General features: G+C 69.2%; 17 protein-coding genes. 10 read left to right on the top strand and 7 right to left on the bottom strand.

Features of this window, described 5'->3' with window-relative positions:
* Nucleotides 1–5: 5 nt before the first annotated feature.
* Together DC434_RS13635 and DC434_RS13630 are read right to left on the bottom strand one after the other, a co-directional pair.
* Complete coding sequence (locus DC434_RS13635) at nucleotides 6–689, bottom strand: response regulator transcription factor (protein ID WP_116635813.1); 684 nt, start codon at nucleotides 687–689, stop codon at nucleotides 6–8.
* Entirely contained in the window at nucleotides 686–1,906 is a 1,221-nt protein-coding gene (locus DC434_RS13630; protein ID WP_116635812.1) for an ATP-binding protein, read from the bottom strand. The genes DC434_RS13635 and DC434_RS13630 overlap by 4 nt, the downstream gene beginning before the upstream one ends.
* A 219-nt stretch (nucleotides 1,907–2,125) precedes the next feature.
* Between DC434_RS13630 and phoU the strand changes: the two genes are divergently transcribed.
* Nucleotides 2,126–2,824 (top strand): phosphate signaling complex protein PhoU, encoded by a 699-nt coding sequence (gene phoU, locus DC434_RS13625; protein ID WP_116635811.1) that lies wholly within the window; start codon nucleotides 2,126–2,128, stop codon nucleotides 2,822–2,824.
* 62 nt (nucleotides 2,825–2,886) lie between these two features.
* Here phoU and DC434_RS13620 read toward each other — a convergent pair whose 3' ends face one another.
* Nucleotides 2,887–3,636 (bottom strand): phosphoglyceromutase, encoded by a 750-nt coding sequence (locus DC434_RS13620; protein WP_116635810.1) that lies wholly within the window; start codon nucleotides 3,634–3,636, stop codon nucleotides 2,887–2,889.
* Between the two features lie 68 nt (nucleotides 3,637–3,704).
* Between DC434_RS13620 and DC434_RS13615 the strand changes: the two genes are divergently transcribed.
* Entirely contained in the window at nucleotides 3,705–4,541 is an 837-nt protein-coding gene (locus DC434_RS13615; RefSeq protein ID WP_116635809.1) for a class I SAM-dependent methyltransferase, read from the top strand.
* Here DC434_RS13615 and DC434_RS13610 read toward each other — a convergent pair.
* The 3 genes from DC434_RS13610 to DC434_RS13600 form a co-directional block, all read right to left on the bottom strand.
* Entirely contained in the window at nucleotides 4,538–5,659 is a 1,122-nt protein-coding gene (locus DC434_RS13610; protein ID WP_243408936.1) for a glycine cleavage T C-terminal barrel domain-containing protein, read from the bottom strand. The genes DC434_RS13615 and DC434_RS13610 overlap by 4 nt on opposite strands.
* A 17-nt stretch (nucleotides 5,660–5,676) precedes the next feature.
* Entirely contained in the window at nucleotides 5,677–6,279 is a 603-nt protein-coding gene (locus DC434_RS13605; RefSeq protein ID WP_116635808.1) for an FABP family protein, read from the bottom strand.
* Between the two features lie 153 nt (nucleotides 6,280–6,432).
* Nucleotides 6,433–6,723 (bottom strand): hypothetical protein, encoded by a 291-nt coding sequence (locus DC434_RS13600; RefSeq protein ID WP_116635964.1) that lies wholly within the window; start codon nucleotides 6,721–6,723, stop codon nucleotides 6,433–6,435.
* A gap of 74 nt (nucleotides 6,724–6,797) precedes the next feature.
* Here DC434_RS13600 and DC434_RS13595 point away from each other — a divergent pair, with 74 nt between their 5' ends.
* The 8 genes from DC434_RS13595 to DC434_RS13560 all read left to right on the top strand — a co-directional run bounded on the left by DC434_RS13595 (nucleotide 6,798) and on the right by DC434_RS13560 (nucleotide 16,040).
* Nucleotides 6,798–7,481 (top strand): response regulator transcription factor, encoded by a 684-nt coding sequence (locus tag DC434_RS13595; protein WP_116635807.1) that lies wholly within the window; start codon nucleotides 6,798–6,800, stop codon nucleotides 7,479–7,481.
* Nucleotides 7,482–7,533: 52 nt separating this feature from the next.
* Nucleotides 7,534–9,699 carry an RNA degradosome polyphosphate kinase gene (locus DC434_RS13590; RefSeq protein ID WP_116635963.1) on the top strand — a complete coding sequence of 722 codons (2,166 nt, stop codon included), beginning with the start codon at nucleotides 7,534–7,536 and terminating at the stop codon, nucleotides 9,697–9,699.
* Nucleotides 9,696–10,694: an NUDIX hydrolase gene (locus DC434_RS13585; protein ID WP_243408935.1), complete on the top strand. Its 999-nt coding sequence runs from the start codon at nucleotides 9,696–9,698 to the stop codon at nucleotides 10,692–10,694. Before DC434_RS13590 ends, DC434_RS13585 begins: the two co-directional genes overlap by 4 nt.
* Before the next feature lie 159 nt (nucleotides 10,695–10,853).
* Nucleotides 10,854–11,957, top strand: a complete 1,104-nt coding sequence (locus tag DC434_RS13580; protein WP_116635806.1) for a phosphate ABC transporter substrate-binding protein PstS — start codon at nucleotides 10,854–10,856, stop codon at nucleotides 11,955–11,957.
* Nucleotides 11,958–12,062: 105 nt separating this feature from the next.
* Nucleotides 12,063–13,040: a phosphate ABC transporter permease subunit PstC gene (gene pstC / locus DC434_RS13575; RefSeq protein WP_116635805.1), complete on the top strand. Its 978-nt coding sequence runs from the start codon at nucleotides 12,063–12,065 to the stop codon at nucleotides 13,038–13,040.
* A 1-nt stretch (nucleotide 13,041) separates the two neighbouring features.
* Complete coding sequence (pstA, locus tag DC434_RS13570; protein ID WP_116635804.1) at nucleotides 13,042–14,133, top strand: phosphate ABC transporter permease PstA; 1,092 nt, start codon at nucleotides 13,042–13,044, stop codon at nucleotides 14,131–14,133.
* A 29-nt stretch (nucleotides 14,134–14,162) separates the two neighbouring features.
* Nucleotides 14,163–14,942, top strand: coding sequence for a phosphate ABC transporter ATP-binding protein PstB (pstB, locus tag DC434_RS13565; protein ID WP_116635803.1), 780 nt, complete (start codon nucleotides 14,163–14,165; stop codon nucleotides 14,940–14,942).
* 279 nt (nucleotides 14,943–15,221) lie between these two features.
* Nucleotides 15,222–16,040, top strand: coding sequence for a hypothetical protein (locus tag DC434_RS13560; protein ID WP_243408934.1), 819 nt, complete (start codon nucleotides 15,222–15,224; stop codon nucleotides 16,038–16,040).
* A 140-nt stretch (nucleotides 16,041–16,180) separates the two neighbouring features.
* On the opposite strand, the gene DC434_RS13555 is transcribed toward DC434_RS13560, so the two are convergent.
* A complete protein-coding gene (locus tag DC434_RS13555; protein WP_116635802.1) occupies nucleotides 16,181–17,065 on the bottom strand; it encodes an aminodeoxychorismate lyase in 885 nt (294 codons plus the stop codon).
* Nucleotides 17,066–17,190: the final 125 nt, after the last annotated feature.

The following is a 17,190-nucleotide window of genomic DNA, read 5'->3' as shown; positions in this document are numbered from 1 at the left end:
GGGGCTCAGCCCTCGAAGCGGTACCCCAGACCGCGCACGGTCACGAGCATCACCGGCTCGCTCGGGTTCTCCTCGATGCGCGAGCGGATGCGCTTGATGTGCACGTCGAGCGTCTTGGTGTCGCCGAAGTAGTCGCTGCCCCACACGCGGTCGATGAGCTGTCCGCGCGTGAGCACGCGACCCGAGTTGCGCATCAGCACCTCGAGAAGCTCGAATTCCTTGAGCGGCATGTTGATCTGAGCGCCGGCGACCGCGACGGTGTGCCGGTCGATGTCGAGCGAGACGCGTCCGCCGTCGAGCACCCGCTCGTCGAGCTCGCTGTCGGCCTGGACCACCCGACGGAGCACCGCGCGCATGCGCGCGAGCAGCTCCCGCGAGGAGTACGGCTTGGTGATGTAGTCGTCGGCACCGAGCTCGAGGCCCACCACGATGTCGACCTCGGAGTCCTTGGCGGTCAGCATGATGATCGGCACGGCCGACGTCGACCGGATCTGGCGGCACACCTCGGTGCCCGGCATCCCCGGCAGCATCAGATCGAGCAGCACGATGTCGGCACCGCGCTCCCGGAACGCCGTGAGCGCCCCGGGGCCGTCCTCGGCGATCTCCACCTCGTAGCCCTCCCGGCGCAGCAGATAGGCGAGGGGGTCGGCGAGGTCGGGCTCGTCCTCGACCAGAAGGATGCGGGTCATGCTCTCTCTCCGTTTCGAACGCGGGCGGAGGCGGTCTTGGCCGCTTTGCGCGCGCGCTTCTTCTTGCTCTTCTTGTCCGAGTCGATGTGCCCGGGGGTGTCGATCCGGGGAAGCCGGATCGTGAACGTGGAGCCGCGACCCGGACGTGACCACAGGCGCACCTCGCCGCCGTGCCGCTGCGTCGCGTGCTTGACGATCGACAATCCCAGACCGGTGCCGCCGGTGCGCCGCGACCGGGCCTCGTCCGCGCGGTAGAAGCGCTCGAAGATGCGCTCGCGGTCTGCCTCGGCGATGCCGATGCCCTGATCGGACACCGCGATCTCGACGACCTCGGCGTCGGCCTTGACCCCGACACCGACCCGCGATCCGCGGGGCGAGTAGACGATGGCGTTCGCGATCAGGTTCCCGACGGCCTCGACCAGGATCTGCGCGTCGCCGCGCACCCAGACGCCGCGATCGCCGCCGCGGGCGAGCTCCACACCGGCGGAGTCGGCCTGGACGACGTGGGCCTCGATCGACGACGCGATCACCTCGTCGATCGAGACGGATGCGACCTCGGTGAGCCCGCCCTCCGCCTGCAGCCGCGACAGGCTCATGATCCGTCCCGTGAGCTGGCCGAGACGTCCGGCCTCCGCGGAGATCCGCGCGGCGAAGATGCGCACCTGCGCCGGATCGTCTGCCGCGGACTCGATGGCTTCCGCGAGGAGGCTGACCGCACCCACGGGCGTCTTCAGCTCGTGACTGGTGTTCGCCACGAAGTCTCGCCGCATCTGGTCGAGTCGCTCCTGCTCCGTGACGTCGCGGATGATCAGCAGCACCAGACGCGCACCGATCACGCTCGCCCGGGCCGAGACGAGCCGCGGATCGAGGCTCAGCCCGCCGCGGGTGATGCGGAACGACTCGGTGGTCGACCCCCCCGTGGCCTTCGCGGCGCGCACGAGCTGGCGGAGCTCGGGGTTGTCGAGCGTGGAGCCGACCTCGATGCCGAAGCGGGTCGCCGCCTGCGAGACGGCGAGGACCAGACCGGAGGAGTCGACCACGCAGGCGGCGTCGTCCATGCTGCCGAGGACATCGGTGATCCCGGCGGGGATCGCGAGCGATGTCTCCTCCTCGGCCCGCGCGCGGGCACGGTACGCCCACACCACGAGGAGAGAGAGGCCGATGCCGATCACCAGCCCGATGGCGAGTGAAGACAGCGCGAGCTGCGGCAGGGTCATGACTCCAGCGTAGAGTGCGTTCACCGTCCGAACAGCGGGTTCCTGCGCCCTGACGGCAACGCGAGAAGTACTATTCACGTGCTGGGCACCGTTCGTTAACCTTCGGAGCACACAATCTCTTCGGGCCTGCGCGAGAGCGTGGACCTGCCCCCGTGCGGACGAACCGCCGTCTCGCGCCGTGCACACAGCCGAGATCCCAATGAAAGGTTGCGCCCCACCATGCGCGAAGTCTTCCACCAGTCCCTCGAGGACCTGCAGTCCCGCCTCGTCGAGATCGCGGACCTCGTCACGGTCTCGATCGACAAGGCGACTCGCGCGTTCGCGACCAGCGACGTCGCCCTGGCCGAAGAGGTCATCGCCGACGACGCCAAGATCGACGCGCTCGCGGTCACGCTCGACGAGCAGGCCATCGAGATCCTCGCTCGCCAGCAGCCCGTCGCCCGCGACCTCCGCATCGTCGTCACGGCGCTGCGGGTGAGCGCCTCGCTGGAGCGGATGGGCGACATGTCCGAGCACATCGCCCAGCTCGCTCGCCTGCGGTTCCCCGAGCGCGCCATCCCGAAGGGCCTCAAGGGCACCTTCGTGAAGATGGGCGAGCTCGACGTCGAGATCTCCCGCACGCTCTCCGAGCTCCTCCGCACCGGCGACCTGCGCTTCGCCGACACGATCCGCAACGCGGACGACGACGTCGACGAGCTGCACGCCAGCGTCTTCGAGAAGGTGCTCAGCGACAACTGGAAGGGAGAGGCGACGGCGACGGTCGATGCCACCCTCGCCAGCCGGTACCACGAGCGCTTCGCCGACCACGCGGTCGCGGTCGCCAAGAAGATGGTCTACCTCGCCACGGGCGACTGGCAGGTCTCCGAGGCCGAGATCGCTCTGGCCGTCGAGCAGCAGCAGGAGCTCGGGCACGCCTGACGCGCACGCAGAAGAGGGGGGCGGATGCTGTGACAGCATCCGCCCCCCTCTTCTGCGTGGTGCTACTTCTTGCCTTGCGCGGCGACCGCTGCGGCACCGGCGGCAGCGGCCTCCGGGTCGAGGTAGCGGCCGGGACCGGTGGGGACGTTGTTCTCGTCGAGCTCGTAGACGAGCGGGATGCCGGTGGGGATGTTCAGCTCGGCGATGTCGGCGTCGCTGATGCCCTCGAGGTGCTTGACGAGACCGCGCAGCGAGTTGCCGTGCGCCGTGACGAGCACGGTCTTGCCGGCCTCGAGGTCGGGGACGATCGCACTCTCCCAGTACGGCAGCAGCCGGTCGATCACGAGCTTGAGCGATTCGGTGCGCGGCACCTCTCCGTCGATCCCGGCGTAGCGCGGGTCGTTCACCTGGCTGAACTCGCTCGCGTCGTCGAGCACGGGCGGCGGCACGTCGAAGGAGCGGCGCCACAGCTGGAACTGCTCGGGGCCGAACTCCTCGAGCGTCTGCGCCTTGTCCTTGCCCTGCAGGGCGCCGTAGTGGCGCTCGTTGAGCCGCCACGAGCGGGTCACGGGGATCCACAGCCGGTCGGCGGCGTCGAGCGCGATGTTCGCCGTCTGGATCGCCCGGCTCAGGAGCGACGTGTGCAGCACGTCGGGCAGGATGCCGGACTCGGCGAGCAGCTCACCGCCGCGGCGGGCCTCCTTCTCCCCCTGCTCGTTCAGGCGGACGTCCACCCAGCCGGTGAACAGGTTCCGTTCGTTCCACTCGCTCCGGCCGTGGCGGAGCAGGATCAGGGTGCGCGTCGCAGTCATGCGGCCAGTTTATCCGCGACGGCCGCTCCGGATTGGCCCGAGGGCTCATCGAGGGAGAGGATTTACTCATGGCGTCATCTCCCGTCGGCCGGCCGACGCGCGGCACGACCGGGACGAACCGGCTGCGCCGCAACGACCGCTGGATCGCCGCGAGCCCCGCGTTCCGCCGTGCCGCGGATCCGCTGGTGGTCGATCTCGGTTACGGAGCGAGCGGTGTCACCGCGTTCGAACTGGCCGCACGGCTGCGCGGAGTCCGACCGGATGCCGAGGTGCGCGGTCTCGAGATCGACCCGGCGCGGGTGGCGACGGCCGATGCCCAGCTCGCCGAGGTCCGCGCCGGCCGCACGGGCTTCCCCCACGACCTCCGCGTCTCGTTCGCGCGCGGCGGCTTCGAGGTCCCCCTCCCCGACGGCCGGCGGCCTGCGGTGATCCGCGCGATGAATGTGCTGCGCCAGTACGACGAGGCCGACGTGCCGGCCGCCTGGCGGACGACGGCTTCACGACTCGCGCCGGACGGGCTCCTCGTCGAGGGCACGTGCGACGAGATCGGTCGCGTGGCGAGCTGGGCCGACGTGCAGCCCGACGGGATCCCGGTGCGCTTCACGATCTCGCTGCGCCTGACCGGGCTCGAGCATCCGAGCATCGTCGCCGAGCGGCTGCCCAAGGCCCTGATCCACCGCAACGTGCCGGGGGAACGGATCCACGCCCTCCTCGTCGACCTCGACCGCGAGTGGGATCGGGCGGCCGCGCTCGCGACGTTCGGCGCCACCCAGCGGTTCCTGGCGACGGTCGCCGCCCTGCGGGATCAGGGCTGGCCGATCGTGGGCGGGCGCAGCCGCTGGCGTCTCGGCGAGCTCACGCTTCCGTGGGCGGCCGTGGCGCCGGTCGACTCGCCTCGCGCCTAGCTCGCGGCGCGGGGATCCGGCGCCGACGGGCGACGTGACAGCCGCGTGAGGCGCGGGATGTCGGCGGTCGCCCCGGCATCCGCGGGCACGATCACCTGCTGCGAGGCGGCGATGTCGATGCCGTCGGCGCGCACGACGAGGTCGCCGATCGGCGCGCGTCGCGCCAGGATCGCGAGCGCGATCGGACCGTCTTCATGATGACGGGCGACCGAGGTGACGTGGCCGATCTCGTCATCGCCCGCGAACACGGGAGACCCGGGCTCGGGCAGCACGGCATCGCTGCCGTCGAGCTGGAGAGCGGCGAGACGACGCGGCGGGTGTCCGAGGTTGTGGACCTTGGCGACGGTCTCCTGCCCCCGATAGCACCCCTTGTTCAGGTGCACGGCGGTGCGGATCCAGTCCGACTCGTGCGGGAGCGACCTGTCGTCGACCTCTGCCGCCCAGCGCGGGCGCCAGGCGGCGATGCGCAGAGCCTCGGCGGCCAGGAGACCTGCGGCGGCATCGTGGTCGAGGGTCGCAGCCAGTTCGTCCGCGGCATCCGGCGAGAGCACCGCGATGCGCCACGCGAGCGAGGCGCCGGGGTGATCCGCGATCTCGGCGTACTGGTGGCCGCCCAGGGCGACCTGCTGCCACGGGTCCTCCCAGACGAGCGGGAGGCGGTCGTGCGACGCGGCAGCGGCATGCACGGCTCGAGCGGCGGACCCGCCGTCGACGAAGCCCAGCAGCACCAGGTCCGCGCGCACGTCGACGCTCGCCTGCGTGCGGAACTTCATCCGCGTCAGCCAGGTCGCGAGCGCCTCGGCATCCGCCGCGTCGGCGATCAACCAGGTGGACGTTCCGTCGTCGACGACACCGGCCGCGTGCTCGACACGCCCTTGCGGGTCGAGCACCAGCAGTTCGGTGCTGTCTCCCGCGCTCAGGCGACCGACGGCCTGCGAGGTGATCGAGTCGAGCCAGCCGAGCCGCTCCGGACCCGAGACCTCGATCGCGGTGCGGTCGTCGAGCGCGACGACGGCGTCACCGGCCGCGAGGCGGCGCTGCTCGCGGAACGGATCGCCGAAATGCGCGATGCCCGCATCGCCGCCGACGGCTCCGGGGAAGCTCTCGAACACGCTCACGTCGGATCCCACCCGTCTCAGACCTTGGCCAGTCGCGCCGAGGCGTGCGCGCGCAGCGGCGTTCCGAGGGCCGCGATGTCCCACGCCCACAGCATGTGCCCGTCGACGAGTCCGTACATGCGCGATGCCGCGCCGTAGTCCTTCGTGCCGGCCGCGCGCACGACGGCATCCGAGGCGATGTCGACCCGCGGGCCGTTGATCTCGCCCAGGTAGAGCTCCAGCATGCCGTCGGAATGCGCGAGCGAGACCTCGATCGGGAAGGCGCCGTTCGCCGCGCGCAGGCTCTCGACGTCGTCGACCGTGCGGGTGACGACATCGGCCTGCGGGGGAAGCAGCGCCGGACCGGGGTCCGCCGCGGACGCCGGGCGCGAGAGGCGCCAGAATCCGGTCTCGGCGATCAGCGGGATCGACACCGCCTGGTCCTCGCCGGTGAACGTCGCGGTCCCCGAGTAGTTGAGGTACGGGCCGCCGTCATGACTGAAGCTGACCCGATGGACGAACTCGCCCTGCAGGCGCTCGTCGCCGACGGGGTAGTCGATGACACCGGTGCCCGCCCACACGCCGATCAGCCACGCGAGCGGGGCGAGGTCGGCGGGGAGGTCGGTGGGCAGATCGAGCACGATGCGTCAGCGCTGGCCGCGGAAGAGGTTGCGCAGAACCACGGCCGAGACGAAGACGATAGCGAGGCTCGCAAGGCCCAGCAGGCCGATGAAGAAGATTTCGAGCGCCATGAGGTCCATGCCTCCACCTTACCGCGCGGCGGGACGCGGAGGTCAGGTCGGCAGCAGCGCGGCGATGCCGAAGCCGACCGAGATCAATCCCATCAGCACGAGCGCGCCCGTGACGCTGCCGGCCACCCGGAAGATGAACCCCTGGGTGCGGCCGTACCAGAGCTGCACGGCGAACGAGAGCAGCACGATGCCGCCGAAGGCGACGAGCATCCACGGGACGCGCCATTCCTCCGGCACGAAGATCCCGACGGCCACGGTCGCGACGAAGGCGGTGACCCACACGGCGACCACGCCGACGAGGGCATTACGCGGTGCGAGCGCTGGTTCGGACATGACACCATTGTTGCGCATCCGGTGCCGGTATCATGGCGGCACGGCGTCGACCCCCGCGCCGGTGAGGAGTGCGCGTGGCCCTGGTGCTGGTTCTGACCAACGCTCCGCTGTCGGAGCAGGTTCTGCCCGCCCTCGAACTGCTCAGCCACCGGGTCCGCCAGATCCCCGCCGAACCGGCACAGCTCGTCAGCGCCCCGGATTATGACGTCGTGGTCGTCGACGGCCGCCACGACCTGGTCGGCGCGAAGTCGCTGTGCCGCCTCCTCCGCGCCACCGGGCAGGATGCCCCGCTGCTCCTCGTCGTCACGGAGGGCGGCATGAGCGCCCTCTCCGGCGACTGGGGAATCGACGACGTCCTGCTCGTGACCGCCGGCCCCGCCGAGATCGACGCGCGCATCCGGCTCGCGCTCGCCCGCCGCGACGAGGTCGCCGAACCCTCCAGGGTGCAGGCCTCCGGCGTCACGATCGACGAGCAGTCCTACTCCGCGAAGCTGCGCGGCAAGCCGCTGGATCTCACCTACAAGGAGTTCCAGCTGCTGCACTTCCTCGCGACCCACCCGTCGCGCGTCTTCACGCGTGAGCAGCTGCTCAGCGAGGTGTGGGGCTACGACTACTTCGGCGGCACCCGCACGGTCGACGTGCACGTGCGCCGCCTCCGCGCGAAGCTGGGCGACCAGGAGCAGATCATCGGAACGGTGCGCAACGTCGGCTACCGGTTCAACGTGTACGAAGACGAGACCGTAGCGGCAGCCCGGTAACGGATCGGGTCCGTTCACACGCGCGTCACCTCGCGGTGATTAGATGTACCCCATGATCGATCCCGCACTCACCGACGCCGGCCTCGGTGACGCCGAAGACGACGACTTCGACGCCGTCGAGTCGCCCGACGCCCTGCTCCCTGACCACCGGTACCTCGACCGGGAGCTGAGCTGGCTGGCGTTCAACCAGCGCGTGCTGGAGCTCGCCGAGGATCCGTCGCTGCCCGAGCTCGAGCGGGCGAACTTCCTGGCGATCTTCGCCAGCAACCTCGACGAGTTCTTCATGGTCCGCGTCGCGGGTCTCAAGCGACGCATCATGACCGGCCTCGCGGTGCCCACGAACATCGGCCGCTCCCCCGTCGACGCCCTCGCCGACATCTCCCGTGAGGCGCACGCCCTGCAGCTGCGCCATGCCGCGGCATGGACCGACCTCGTCCGTCCCGCCCTCGCGGATGCCGGGATCGAGATCACCGACTGGTCCGAGCTCACCGAGGAGGAGCGCTCCGCGCTGTCGGACTACTTCGGCGCGCAGGTCTTCCCCGTGCTGATGCCCCTGGCGGTCGACCCCGCCCACCCCTTCCCGTACATCTCCGGTCTCTCGCTGAACCTCGCCATCCGCATCCGCAACGCCCGTACCGGCCGCCAGGAATTCGCCCGCCTCAAGGTGCCGCCGATGCTCCCGCGCTTCGTCGAGGTCCCCGGTCACGGCGAGATCAAGAGGTTCCTGCGCCTCGAGGAGCTGATCGCCAACCACCTGGGCGACCTCTTCCCCGGCATGGAGGTGCTCGACCACCACGCGTTCCGGCTCACCCGCAACGAAGACGTGGAGATCGAGGAGGACGAGAGCGAGAACCTCATCCAGGCTCTCGAGGCGGAGCTCCTCCGCCGACGCTTCGGCCCGCCGATCCGTCTCGAGATCACCGACGACATGGACGAGGTCACGATGGACCTGCTGGTCCGCGAGCTCGACATCACGGACCTCGAGGTCTATCGCCTGCCGGGCCTTCTCGACCTGCGCGGTCTCTTCGACCTGTCCCGCATCGACCGGCCGGACCTGCGCTACCCGCCGCACCTGCCCACCACGGCCGTGGCCTTCCAGCCCACCGGATCCAACTCGCGCGCCGACATCTTCAAGGCGATCCGCAAGTCCGACGTGCTCGTGCACCACCCGTACGAGTCGTTCACGACCAGCGTGCAGGCGTTCCTCGAGCAGGCGGCCCGCGATCCTCACGTGCTGGCGATCAAGCAGACGCTGTACCGCACGTCGGGCGACAGCCCGATCGTGCAGGCGCTCATCGACGCCGCCGAGGCCGGCAAGCAGGTGCTCGCCCTGGTCGAGGTGAAGGCCCGTTTCGACGAGGCGAACAACATCGTCTGGGCCCGCAAGCTGGAAAAGGCCGGCGTGCACGTCGTCTACGGTCTGGTCGGTCTGAAGACCCACTGCAAGCTCGCCCTCGTCATCCGCGAGGAGGACGGCAAGCTCCAGCACTACTCCCACGTCGGCACGGGCAACTACAACCCGAAGACCAGCCGCATCTACGAGGACTTCGGTCTGTTCACGGCCGACGCGCAGGTCGGCAAGGACCTCACCCGCCTCTTCAACGAGCTCAGCGGCTACGCGATCGAGAAGAAGTTCAAGCGCCTGCTCGTCGCGCCGCTCCACCTGCGCAAGGGCCTGGTGCGCCAGATCGACGCCGAGCGCAAGAACGCCGAGGCCGGCAAGCCCGCGCACATCCGCATCAAGGTCAACTCGATGGTCGACGAGGAGATCATCGACGCCCTGTACCGCGCCAGCGCCGCCGGGGTGAAGGTCGAGGTGTGGGTGCGCGGCATCTGCAGCCTCCGGACCGACCTCGAGGGGATCAGCGACAACATCACGGTGCGCAGCATCCTGGGCCGGTATCTGGAGCACTCGCGCATCTTCGCCTTCGAGAACGACGGCGACCCGCAGGTCTACATCGGCAGCGCCGACATGATGCACCGCAACCTCGACCGTCGGGTCGAGGCGCTCGTGCGCGTCTCGGACCCCGCCCACCTCAAGGAGCTGCTGTCGTTCTTCGACCTCGCCATGGACGCCGGCACCACTTCGTGGCACCTCGGCGCGGAGGGCGTGTGGACGCGGCACGCCGAGGATGCCGACGGCAAGCCGCTCGTCGACCTGCAGGATAAGACCATGGGGTTGATCCAGCGGCGGCGCCGCGCACGGGCGGTGCGATGACGGTCCGGCAGGAGCAGAGGGCTCGGGCCGAGCGGACGCCGCCCCCGGCGTCGAAGTGGACCGACAAGGCCGTGTACGCCGCGGGCGCCGTGGTCTGGCGCATCGTCGACGGCAAGCTCCGCATCCTGTTGATCCACCGCACGAAGTACCGCGACGTCACGCTCCCCAAGGGCAAGGTCGACCCGGGCGAGATGCTCGCCGAGACGGCCGTGCGCGAGGTGCACGAGGAGACCGGCATCCGGGTGTCCCTGGGCGTGCCGGTGGGCGTGAGCCGCTATCACCTCGCCTCGCAGAAGCAGAAGGTCGTGCACTACTGGGCAGCCGAGGCCACCGACGACGCGATCCGCACGTCCACGTTCGTGCCGAATCGCGAGATCGCCGCGGTGGAGTGGGTGAGCGCCAAGAAGGCGCGGGAGCGGCTCAGCTACCCGGTGGACCTCGAGATCCTCGACTTCTTCACGAACCTCGTCGAAGACGGCGTCCTGCGCACGTTCCCGGTGATCGCCCTGCGGCATGCGAAGGCTCTGTCGCGGTCGGAGTGGGACGGCACGGATGCCGCACGTCCGCTGACCGAGCGCGGACGGAAGCAGGCGGCCTCGATCGTGGGTCCGCTGCACGCCTTCGGCGCCCGCAAGATCGTCACCAGCGATGCCGTGCGATGCATCGAGACGGTCAGACCGCTCGCCAAGGCCCTCGATCGCAAACTCGTGAAGACCGAGAAGATCAGCCAGGACGCGTGGGAGGACGGCACCTCCGATCTCCGTGCCGTCGTCGGCCGCCGTGTCCGTGCCGGGAAGCCGGCCGTGCTCTGCAGTCACGGCCCTGTGCTCCCCGGCCTGCTGTCGGAGATCGCTCTCGCGACCGGCACCATCCAGGGGTCCTATCTCAGCAGCGCGGCCGACCTCGAGCCCGGGGCCTTCTCGGTCGTGCACCTCTCCGCCACGAACCCCGGCTCCGGCATCATCTCGATCGAGACCCACATCCCCAAGGTCTGACGACCTCGCGCGTCCCCCGCAATCCTCCGGGTCCGCCCCAGAGAGTCGCTCGTCGTTCACCTGCCGTTCACCTGCGCGGGAGAGTCTCGTTAACCGCCGCACTTAGCGTCACTGTGTGCCCTGCACCGGGCCCCACCCTCCAAGATCGAAGGATCCACAGTGAAGATCTCCCGAATCGCACGAATCGGCGCCATCGGCGCCGTCGCCGCTCTCGCACTCGCCGGCTGTGCCGCGAACGAAGGCGGCACCGGCGGCTCCGCCGACCAGCCCTCGGAGTCCACGCTCTCCGGCACCATCGACGCGACCGGCGCGTCCTCGCAGACCGCCGCCCAGGAGGCCTGGGTCGCCGCGTTCCAGACCGCGAACCCCGACGTCACCGTCAACTACGAGCCCACCGGTTCGGGCACGGGTCGTGAGAACTTCCTCGAAGGCGGCAGCAACTTCATCGGCTCCGACCGCGCGTTCAACGACGAAGAGGTCGCAGCCGGGGGCTTCGGCGCCTGCACGACCGACGACATCGTCGAGGTCCCGCTCTACATCTCCCCCGTCGCGGTCGCATTCAACCTCGAGGGCGTCGACACCCTGAACCTGGATGCCGCCACCATCGCGGGCATCTTCGCGGGCACCATCACCAACTGGAACGACCCGGCCATCGCCGACCTGAACGACGGCGTCAAGCTGCCCGACCTGGCCATCTCGCCGGTCCACCGCTCCGACCCCTCGGGCACGCAGGAGACGTTCACGAAGTACCTCAGCGCCACCGCCGGTGACGTCTGGACCTACGAGCCGGCCGATGTCTGGCCGATCCAGGGCGGCGAAGCCGCTCAGGGCACCTCGGGTGTCGTCCAGGCGATCGGCGCCGGCAACGGTGCGATCGGCTTCGCCGACGCGTCGCAGGTCGGCGACCTCGGCCAGGTGCACGTGGGCGTCGGCGAGGACTTCGTCGCCTACTCGGCCGAGGCTGCCGCGAAGCTCGTCGAGGGCTCGCCGCTGGTCGAGGGCCGCGGCGAGGGCGACCTCGTCTTCGATGTCGACCCGGCATCCGCCGCGGACGGCGCCTACCCGATCGCGCTGGTCAGCTACCTGATCGGCTGCGAGCAGTACGAGGACACCAACGTCGCCGAGCTCGTGAAGGAGTACTTCTCCTACATCGCGAGCGAGGACGGTCAGAAGGCCGCTGCCGACAACGCCGGCAGCGCACCGATCTCGGAGGGTCTGCGCGAGCAGGTGCTCGCCGCGATCGATCTGATCCAGGTCGGCTGATCCCGCCCACCCACTGACGGCGGTGCCCCCGCGTCCCGATCGGACGCGGGGGCTCCGCCGGGTCAGCACCCGCTCCACCTCGACCCGGCCCGAAACAGGGAGATCATGAGCACGACCGCGCAGGCGCCGACTCCGGCACCGACCAAGGCGCCGCCCGCACCGATCAAGGCCAAGCAGCGACTCGGCGACCGGGTCTTCTCCGGCACCGCGCTCGGGGCGGGGGTGGTCATCCTCATCGTCCTGGTGCTCGTCGCCGCCTTCCTCGTCATCCAGAGCATCCCGGCGTTCCAGCTCGACACGAGCGACAACCACATCCTCCGCGGCGAGTCCTTCTGGACCTATGTGGGTCCGCTCGTCTTCGGAACGCTCTGGGCGTCGTTCATCGCGCTGCTCATCGCCGCTCCGATCGCGATCGGCATCGCGCTGTTCATCTCGCACTACGCCCACCGGCGTCTGGCCGCGTTCCTCGGCTACATCATCGACCTGCTGGCCGCCGTCCCCTCGGTGGTCTTCGGCCTCTGGGGCGGTCTGGTGCTCGCGCCCCTCCTGCAGCCGATCTACGCCTGGCTGAACACGAACGCCTCGTGGGTGCCGTTCTTCCAGGGCCAGGTCTCGTCGACCGGCAAGACCATCCTCACCGCATCGCTCGTGCTCGCCGTGATGTGCATCCCGATCATGACAGCGATCTGCCGCGAGGTCTTCCTGCAGACTCCGAAGCTGCACGAGGAGGCCGCGCTCGCGCTCGGATCGACGCGCTGGGAGATGGTGCGCATGGCGGTCCTGCCGTTCGCCCGCGGCGGCATGGTCTCCGCAGCGATGCTCGCCCTCGGACGCGCACTCGGCGAGACCATGGCCGTGACCATGGTCCTCTCCCCCTCCGCGGTCGTCAGCTTCCTCGTGCTCACCTCGACGAACCCGACGCCCATCCCCGCGAACATCGCGCTCGCCTTCCCCGAGGCGCACGACACGGGCGTCAACACCCTCATCGCCACCGGCCTCATCCTCTTCGTCGTGACCTTCGCGGTCAATGCGCTGGCGCGCTGGATCGTCGCCCGCCGCGCCGAGTTCTCGGGAGCGAACTGACATGACCACCCTCACCGCTGCTCCCGTCACGCCGCACACGGCGGTCCTCACCTCCGGCCGACTGCCCAAGTGGGCGCCCTGGGCCCTCCTCGCCGGCTCCTTCGTCATCTCCGCCGCCGTCTTCGGCGTCGCCGCCGCGGGGTCGAGCCTGGCCGACTTCAACATCGCCGGAACGGTGATCGTCGGCATCCTGCTCTACATGGTGATCATCACCGTGATCTCCTCGATCGTCGAGAGCCGCCGCAAGGCCGTCGATCGCCTGATGACCGCCCTGGTCGCCACCGCGTTCCTGATCGCGCTGCTGCCCCTGGTCTCGCTGCTGTGGACCGTGGTGGCGAACGGCATCGAGCGGTTCGACGCCGAGTTCTTCAGCTACTCCATGCGCAACGTCGTCGGCGACGGCGGCGGCATCGTGCACGCGATCTGGGGCACCGTGATGATCACGCTCACCGCGACGATCATCTCGGTGCCGATCGGACTCATGACCTCGATCTACCTGGTCGAGTACGGGCGCGGCCGGCTCGCGAAGGGCATCACCTTCTTCGTCGACGTGATGACCGGCATCCCGTCGATCGTCGCCGGTCTCTTCGTCTACGCCGTGTTCGCCCTGCTGGTCGGCCCCGGTATCTCGATGGGCTTCATGGGCGCCCTCGCCCTCGCCGTGCTGATGACCCCGGTCGTCGTGCGCGGCAGCGAGGAGCTCCTGAAGATCGTCCCGAACGAGCTGCGCGAGGCGTCGTACGCGCTGGGCGTGCCGAAGTGGCTGACCATCCTGAAGGTGGTGCTCCCCACCTCGATCGCCGGCATCACGACCTCGATCATGCTGGCCATCTCCCGCGTGATCGGCGAGACGGCCCCGCTGCTGCTCACCGCCGGATTCACCCAGAGCCTGAACACGAACATCTTCAGCGGTCAGATGATGACCCTTCCGGTGTTCGCCTACAACCAGTACATGAACCAGGGCACGAACCCGGATGCGGCCGTCGCCCGCGCCTGGGCCGCCGCGCTCACCCTCATCCTCATCGTCATGGTGCTGAACCTGCTGGCGCGTCTCATCGCGAAGCTGTTCGCACCGAAGATGACCGGCCGCTGAGCACCCGACCACTCAGAACAGGAAACCACGTGTCCAAGAGCATCGAAGTCAACGACCTCAACGTCTACTACAGCAGCTTCCTCGCGGTCGAAGGGGTGTCGCTCGACATCCAGCCGCGCAGCGTGACCGCGTTCATCGGCCCCTCGGGCTGCGGCAAGTCCACCTTCCTCCGCACGCTCAACCGCATGCACGAGGTCATCCCCGGCGCCCGCGTCGAGGGCGAGGTGCTCCTCGACGGCAAGGACCTCTACGGCCCCGGCGTCGACCCGGTGCTCGTGCGTCGCCAGGTCGGCATGGTCTTCCAGCGGCCGAACCCGTTCCCCACGATGTCCATCAAGGAGAACGTGCTCGCGGGCGTGAAGCTCAACAACAGCCGCATGTCGAAGAGCGACCAGGACGCACTCGTCGAGAAGTCGCTCACCGGCGCGAACCTCTGGAACGAGGTCAAGGACCGTCTCGACCGCCCGGGATCCGGCCTGTCCGGTGGCCAGCAGCAGCGTCTGTGCATCGCCCGCGCCATCGCCGTGTCGCCCGAGGTGCTGCTGATGGACGAGCCGTGCTCGGCCCTCGACCCGATCTCGACCTACGCGATCGAGGAGCTGATCGGCGAGCTGAAGAACGAGTTCACGATCGTCATCGTCACCCACAACATGCAGCAGGCGAGCCGCGTCTCCGACAAGACCGCGTTCTTCAACATCGCCGGCACGGGAAAGCCCGGGAAGCTGATCGAATACGACGACACCACGTCGATCTTCACCACCCCGTCCGTACAGGCGACCGAGGACTACGTCTCTGGCCGCTTCGGGTGAGCTGAGGCTCGACCTTGTCGAGGGCCCGGGGACGTCGGTCTCCGGGCTCTCGTGTTTCCGTTCCGAGTGCGTGTGCGTGGTCGCTCTGGTCCCGCACGACTTCGGAGATTCGAGATGACACCCCGATAGCGGGATTCGTTCGGCGGGGTGTCCCGCGCCAACCTCCGAAGTCGTGCCGGAGACGGGACTCGGTCTGCACCGCGACGAGGTAGGTCCAGTTCTTCACAAGTCGCGCAGGGACACCAGAAGAGGATGCCGCACGCCAGGCATCCTCGATCGATGTGCACGATGAACGGCGACCAGGTATGGACGTACGGCGAACTGCGTCAGACGATGAGGCGGAGCGAGATCGAGCGGCAGGTTCGGCTCGGTCGACTGTCGCACGTACGACGCGGCGTTTACGCTAGCGCGGACGCATGCGCGGACGTCATCTCGGCGGCGGCACACGGCGGCGTACTCGGGTGCGAGTCAGCGGCCCAGCACCTGGGTCTCTGGGTGCTCGACGTGCCGCAGCTTCACGTGTGGATGCACGGAGACCGGCATCAGTATCGCCACGAGGAGGAGCCGTGCGCATGTGTCGTGCATTGGGACGATGCTCCGCGGCGCCCCGGGTTCGGTCTCCCCTCCGTCCCCCGCGTGCTCTTGCAGCTGTTCCGGTGCCGAGGCAGCGAACGATTCTTCGTCGCGCTCGAGTCGGCACGCCGACAAGGTCTGATCGATGCATCCGGGCTTCGATGGTTGCGGGCGAGGCTGAATCGGAGTGGCCGGGAGCTGGTGGACTTCTCGCGGCCTGACTCGGACAGCGGGCTCGAGTCGTTGGTGCGGTTGAGGTTGCGAACCTATGGCTGGATCATCCGCACGCAGGCGTCGATCGTCGGCACGGGCCGCGTCGACCTCCTCATCGAGAGCTGGCTGATCATCGAAGCCGATGGGCGAGCGAACCATGAGTCCGCCTCTCTCCGGCACAAGGATCTCGTGCGAGACGCCAACGCCGCGCTGTGGGGACACGTCACGCTACGGTTCGACTACGCCATGATCGTCCATGACTGGGACCTCGTGGAACGAGCGATCGTCACGACCATGTCCAACCGCCCGTGAGCGAAGTCCGCTGCGGCATCCGGCTTCCGCGCACGACTTCGGAGATCGACGCCGATACGCCGCCCGAGGTCACTCTCCCCTGGCGTGTCGACAATGATCTCCGAAATTGTGCCGGCACCGTAGCCGCGCGAGGCTCCGAGTCAGTCCCGTGGGGACAGGAGGTAGGCGTTCAGCTCGTCGGTCAGGGTCTGGTCCACGGGCAGGGCGACCCCGTCGACGGCCGTGATCGCCGCGGCGAGACGAACGCTCGACACCAGCCACGCCGCGTCGGCACGAGGAAGATCGGATGCCGGGATGCGGTCGTATCCGACCTCGAAGCCGCGCCCGGCGAGATGCTCGTACACGCTGAGCTGCGTGGTGCCGTGCAGGATGCCGCCGTTCGGCGCCGGCGTCACGAAGCGGTCGCCGAAGCGGAGGATGAGAGAGGCGGTCGGCGCTTCGAGCACGAACCCGTCGCTCGACAGGAAGATCGCATCGTCCGCATCACGGCGGTGGGCCTCTCGGAGGGCCGCCATGTTCACCGCGTACGAGAGGGTCTTCGCACCGAGCAGCAGCCACGGCGCCCGTTCCGCCGCGCCGAGGTCGTAGCCCCGGTCGAGGGTGACGACGCGGACGCCCTCGGCACGCACGCGCGAGAAGTCGGATGCCGGAGACGCGGTGACCCAGGCGGTCGGAGTCGGGCCGTGCTCCACGCCGCGGCTGAGGATGAGCTTGATCACCGCTTCGCCCTCTCCGCACCGCGACGCCGCGTGGTCGATCGCCTGTCGCCACTGCGGCAGATTCGGAGCCGGGAGGTCGCACAGCCGTGCCGAGTGCGCGAGACGTTCCAGGTGCGGAACGACCTCCTGCGCGTGGCCGTCGACCACGCCGATGGACTCGAAGACGCCGTCACCCCGCTGCGTGCTCAGCTCGCCCACGCTCAGAGCGGGGGCCGCGGCATCCACCGCCGTGAAGGTGTCTGCGAAGTCGGGGCGGTCCTCGTCGGCCGCGACGGGATCGATCATCAGTGCGAAGCGCCGGTTCATGCCTCGAGCCTACGGTCAGGGAATACCCATGGAGGTCTCGCGTTATAATTGAACGGCCGGGCCGCATAACCCCGGGCTCCAATTTTTGCCGCTTTGAGCGGCCTTCCGCCGAGAGGCGTTCTTGC

Origin of the sequence: Microbacterium sp. TPD7012, assembly GCF_003075395.1 — a bacterium.
Classification (GTDB): Bacteria; Actinomycetota; Actinomycetes; order Actinomycetales; family Microbacteriaceae; genus Microbacterium.
Note: the sequence above shows the minus strand (reverse complement) of the source record. Positions and strands in the feature narration are given on the sequence as shown.

Coding starts and splice junctions, on each gene's coding strand:
- DC434_RS13590 (WP_116635963.1), top strand. CDS start 7,534: ATGATCGATCCCGCACTCACCGACGCCGGCCTCGGTGACGCCGAAGAC.
- DC434_RS13560 (WP_243408934.1), top strand. CDS start 15,222: ATGTGCACGATGAACGGCGACCAGGTATGGACGTACGGCGAACTGCGT.
- DC434_RS13630 (WP_116635812.1), bottom strand. CDS start 1,906: ATGACCCTGCCGCAGCTCGCGCTGTCTTCACTCGCCATCGGGCTGGTG.
- DC434_RS13635 (WP_116635813.1), bottom strand. CDS start 689: ATGACCCGCATCCTTCTGGTCGAGGACGAGCCCGACCTCGCCGACCCC.
- DC434_RS13600 (WP_116635964.1), bottom strand. CDS start 6,723: ATGTCCGAACCAGCGCTCGCACCGCGTAATGCCCTCGTCGGCGTGGTC.
- pstC (WP_116635805.1), top strand. CDS start 12,063: ATGAGCACGACCGCGCAGGCGCCGACTCCGGCACCGACCAAGGCGCCG.
- DC434_RS13585 (WP_243408935.1), top strand. CDS start 9,696: ATGACGGTCCGGCAGGAGCAGAGGGCTCGGGCCGAGCGGACGCCGCCC.
- DC434_RS13620 (WP_116635810.1), bottom strand. CDS start 3,636: ATGACTGCGACGCGCACCCTGATCCTGCTCCGCCACGGCCGGAGCGAG.
- pstA (WP_116635804.1), top strand. CDS start 13,042: ATGACCACCCTCACCGCTGCTCCCGTCACGCCGCACACGGCGGTCCTC.
- DC434_RS13615 (WP_116635809.1), top strand. CDS start 3,705: ATGGCGTCATCTCCCGTCGGCCGGCCGACGCGCGGCACGACCGGGACG.
- DC434_RS13555 (WP_116635802.1), bottom strand. CDS start 17,065: ATGAACCGGCGCTTCGCACTGATGATCGATCCCGTCGCGGCCGACGAG.
- phoU (WP_116635811.1), top strand. CDS start 2,126: ATGCGCGAAGTCTTCCACCAGTCCCTCGAGGACCTGCAGTCCCGCCTC.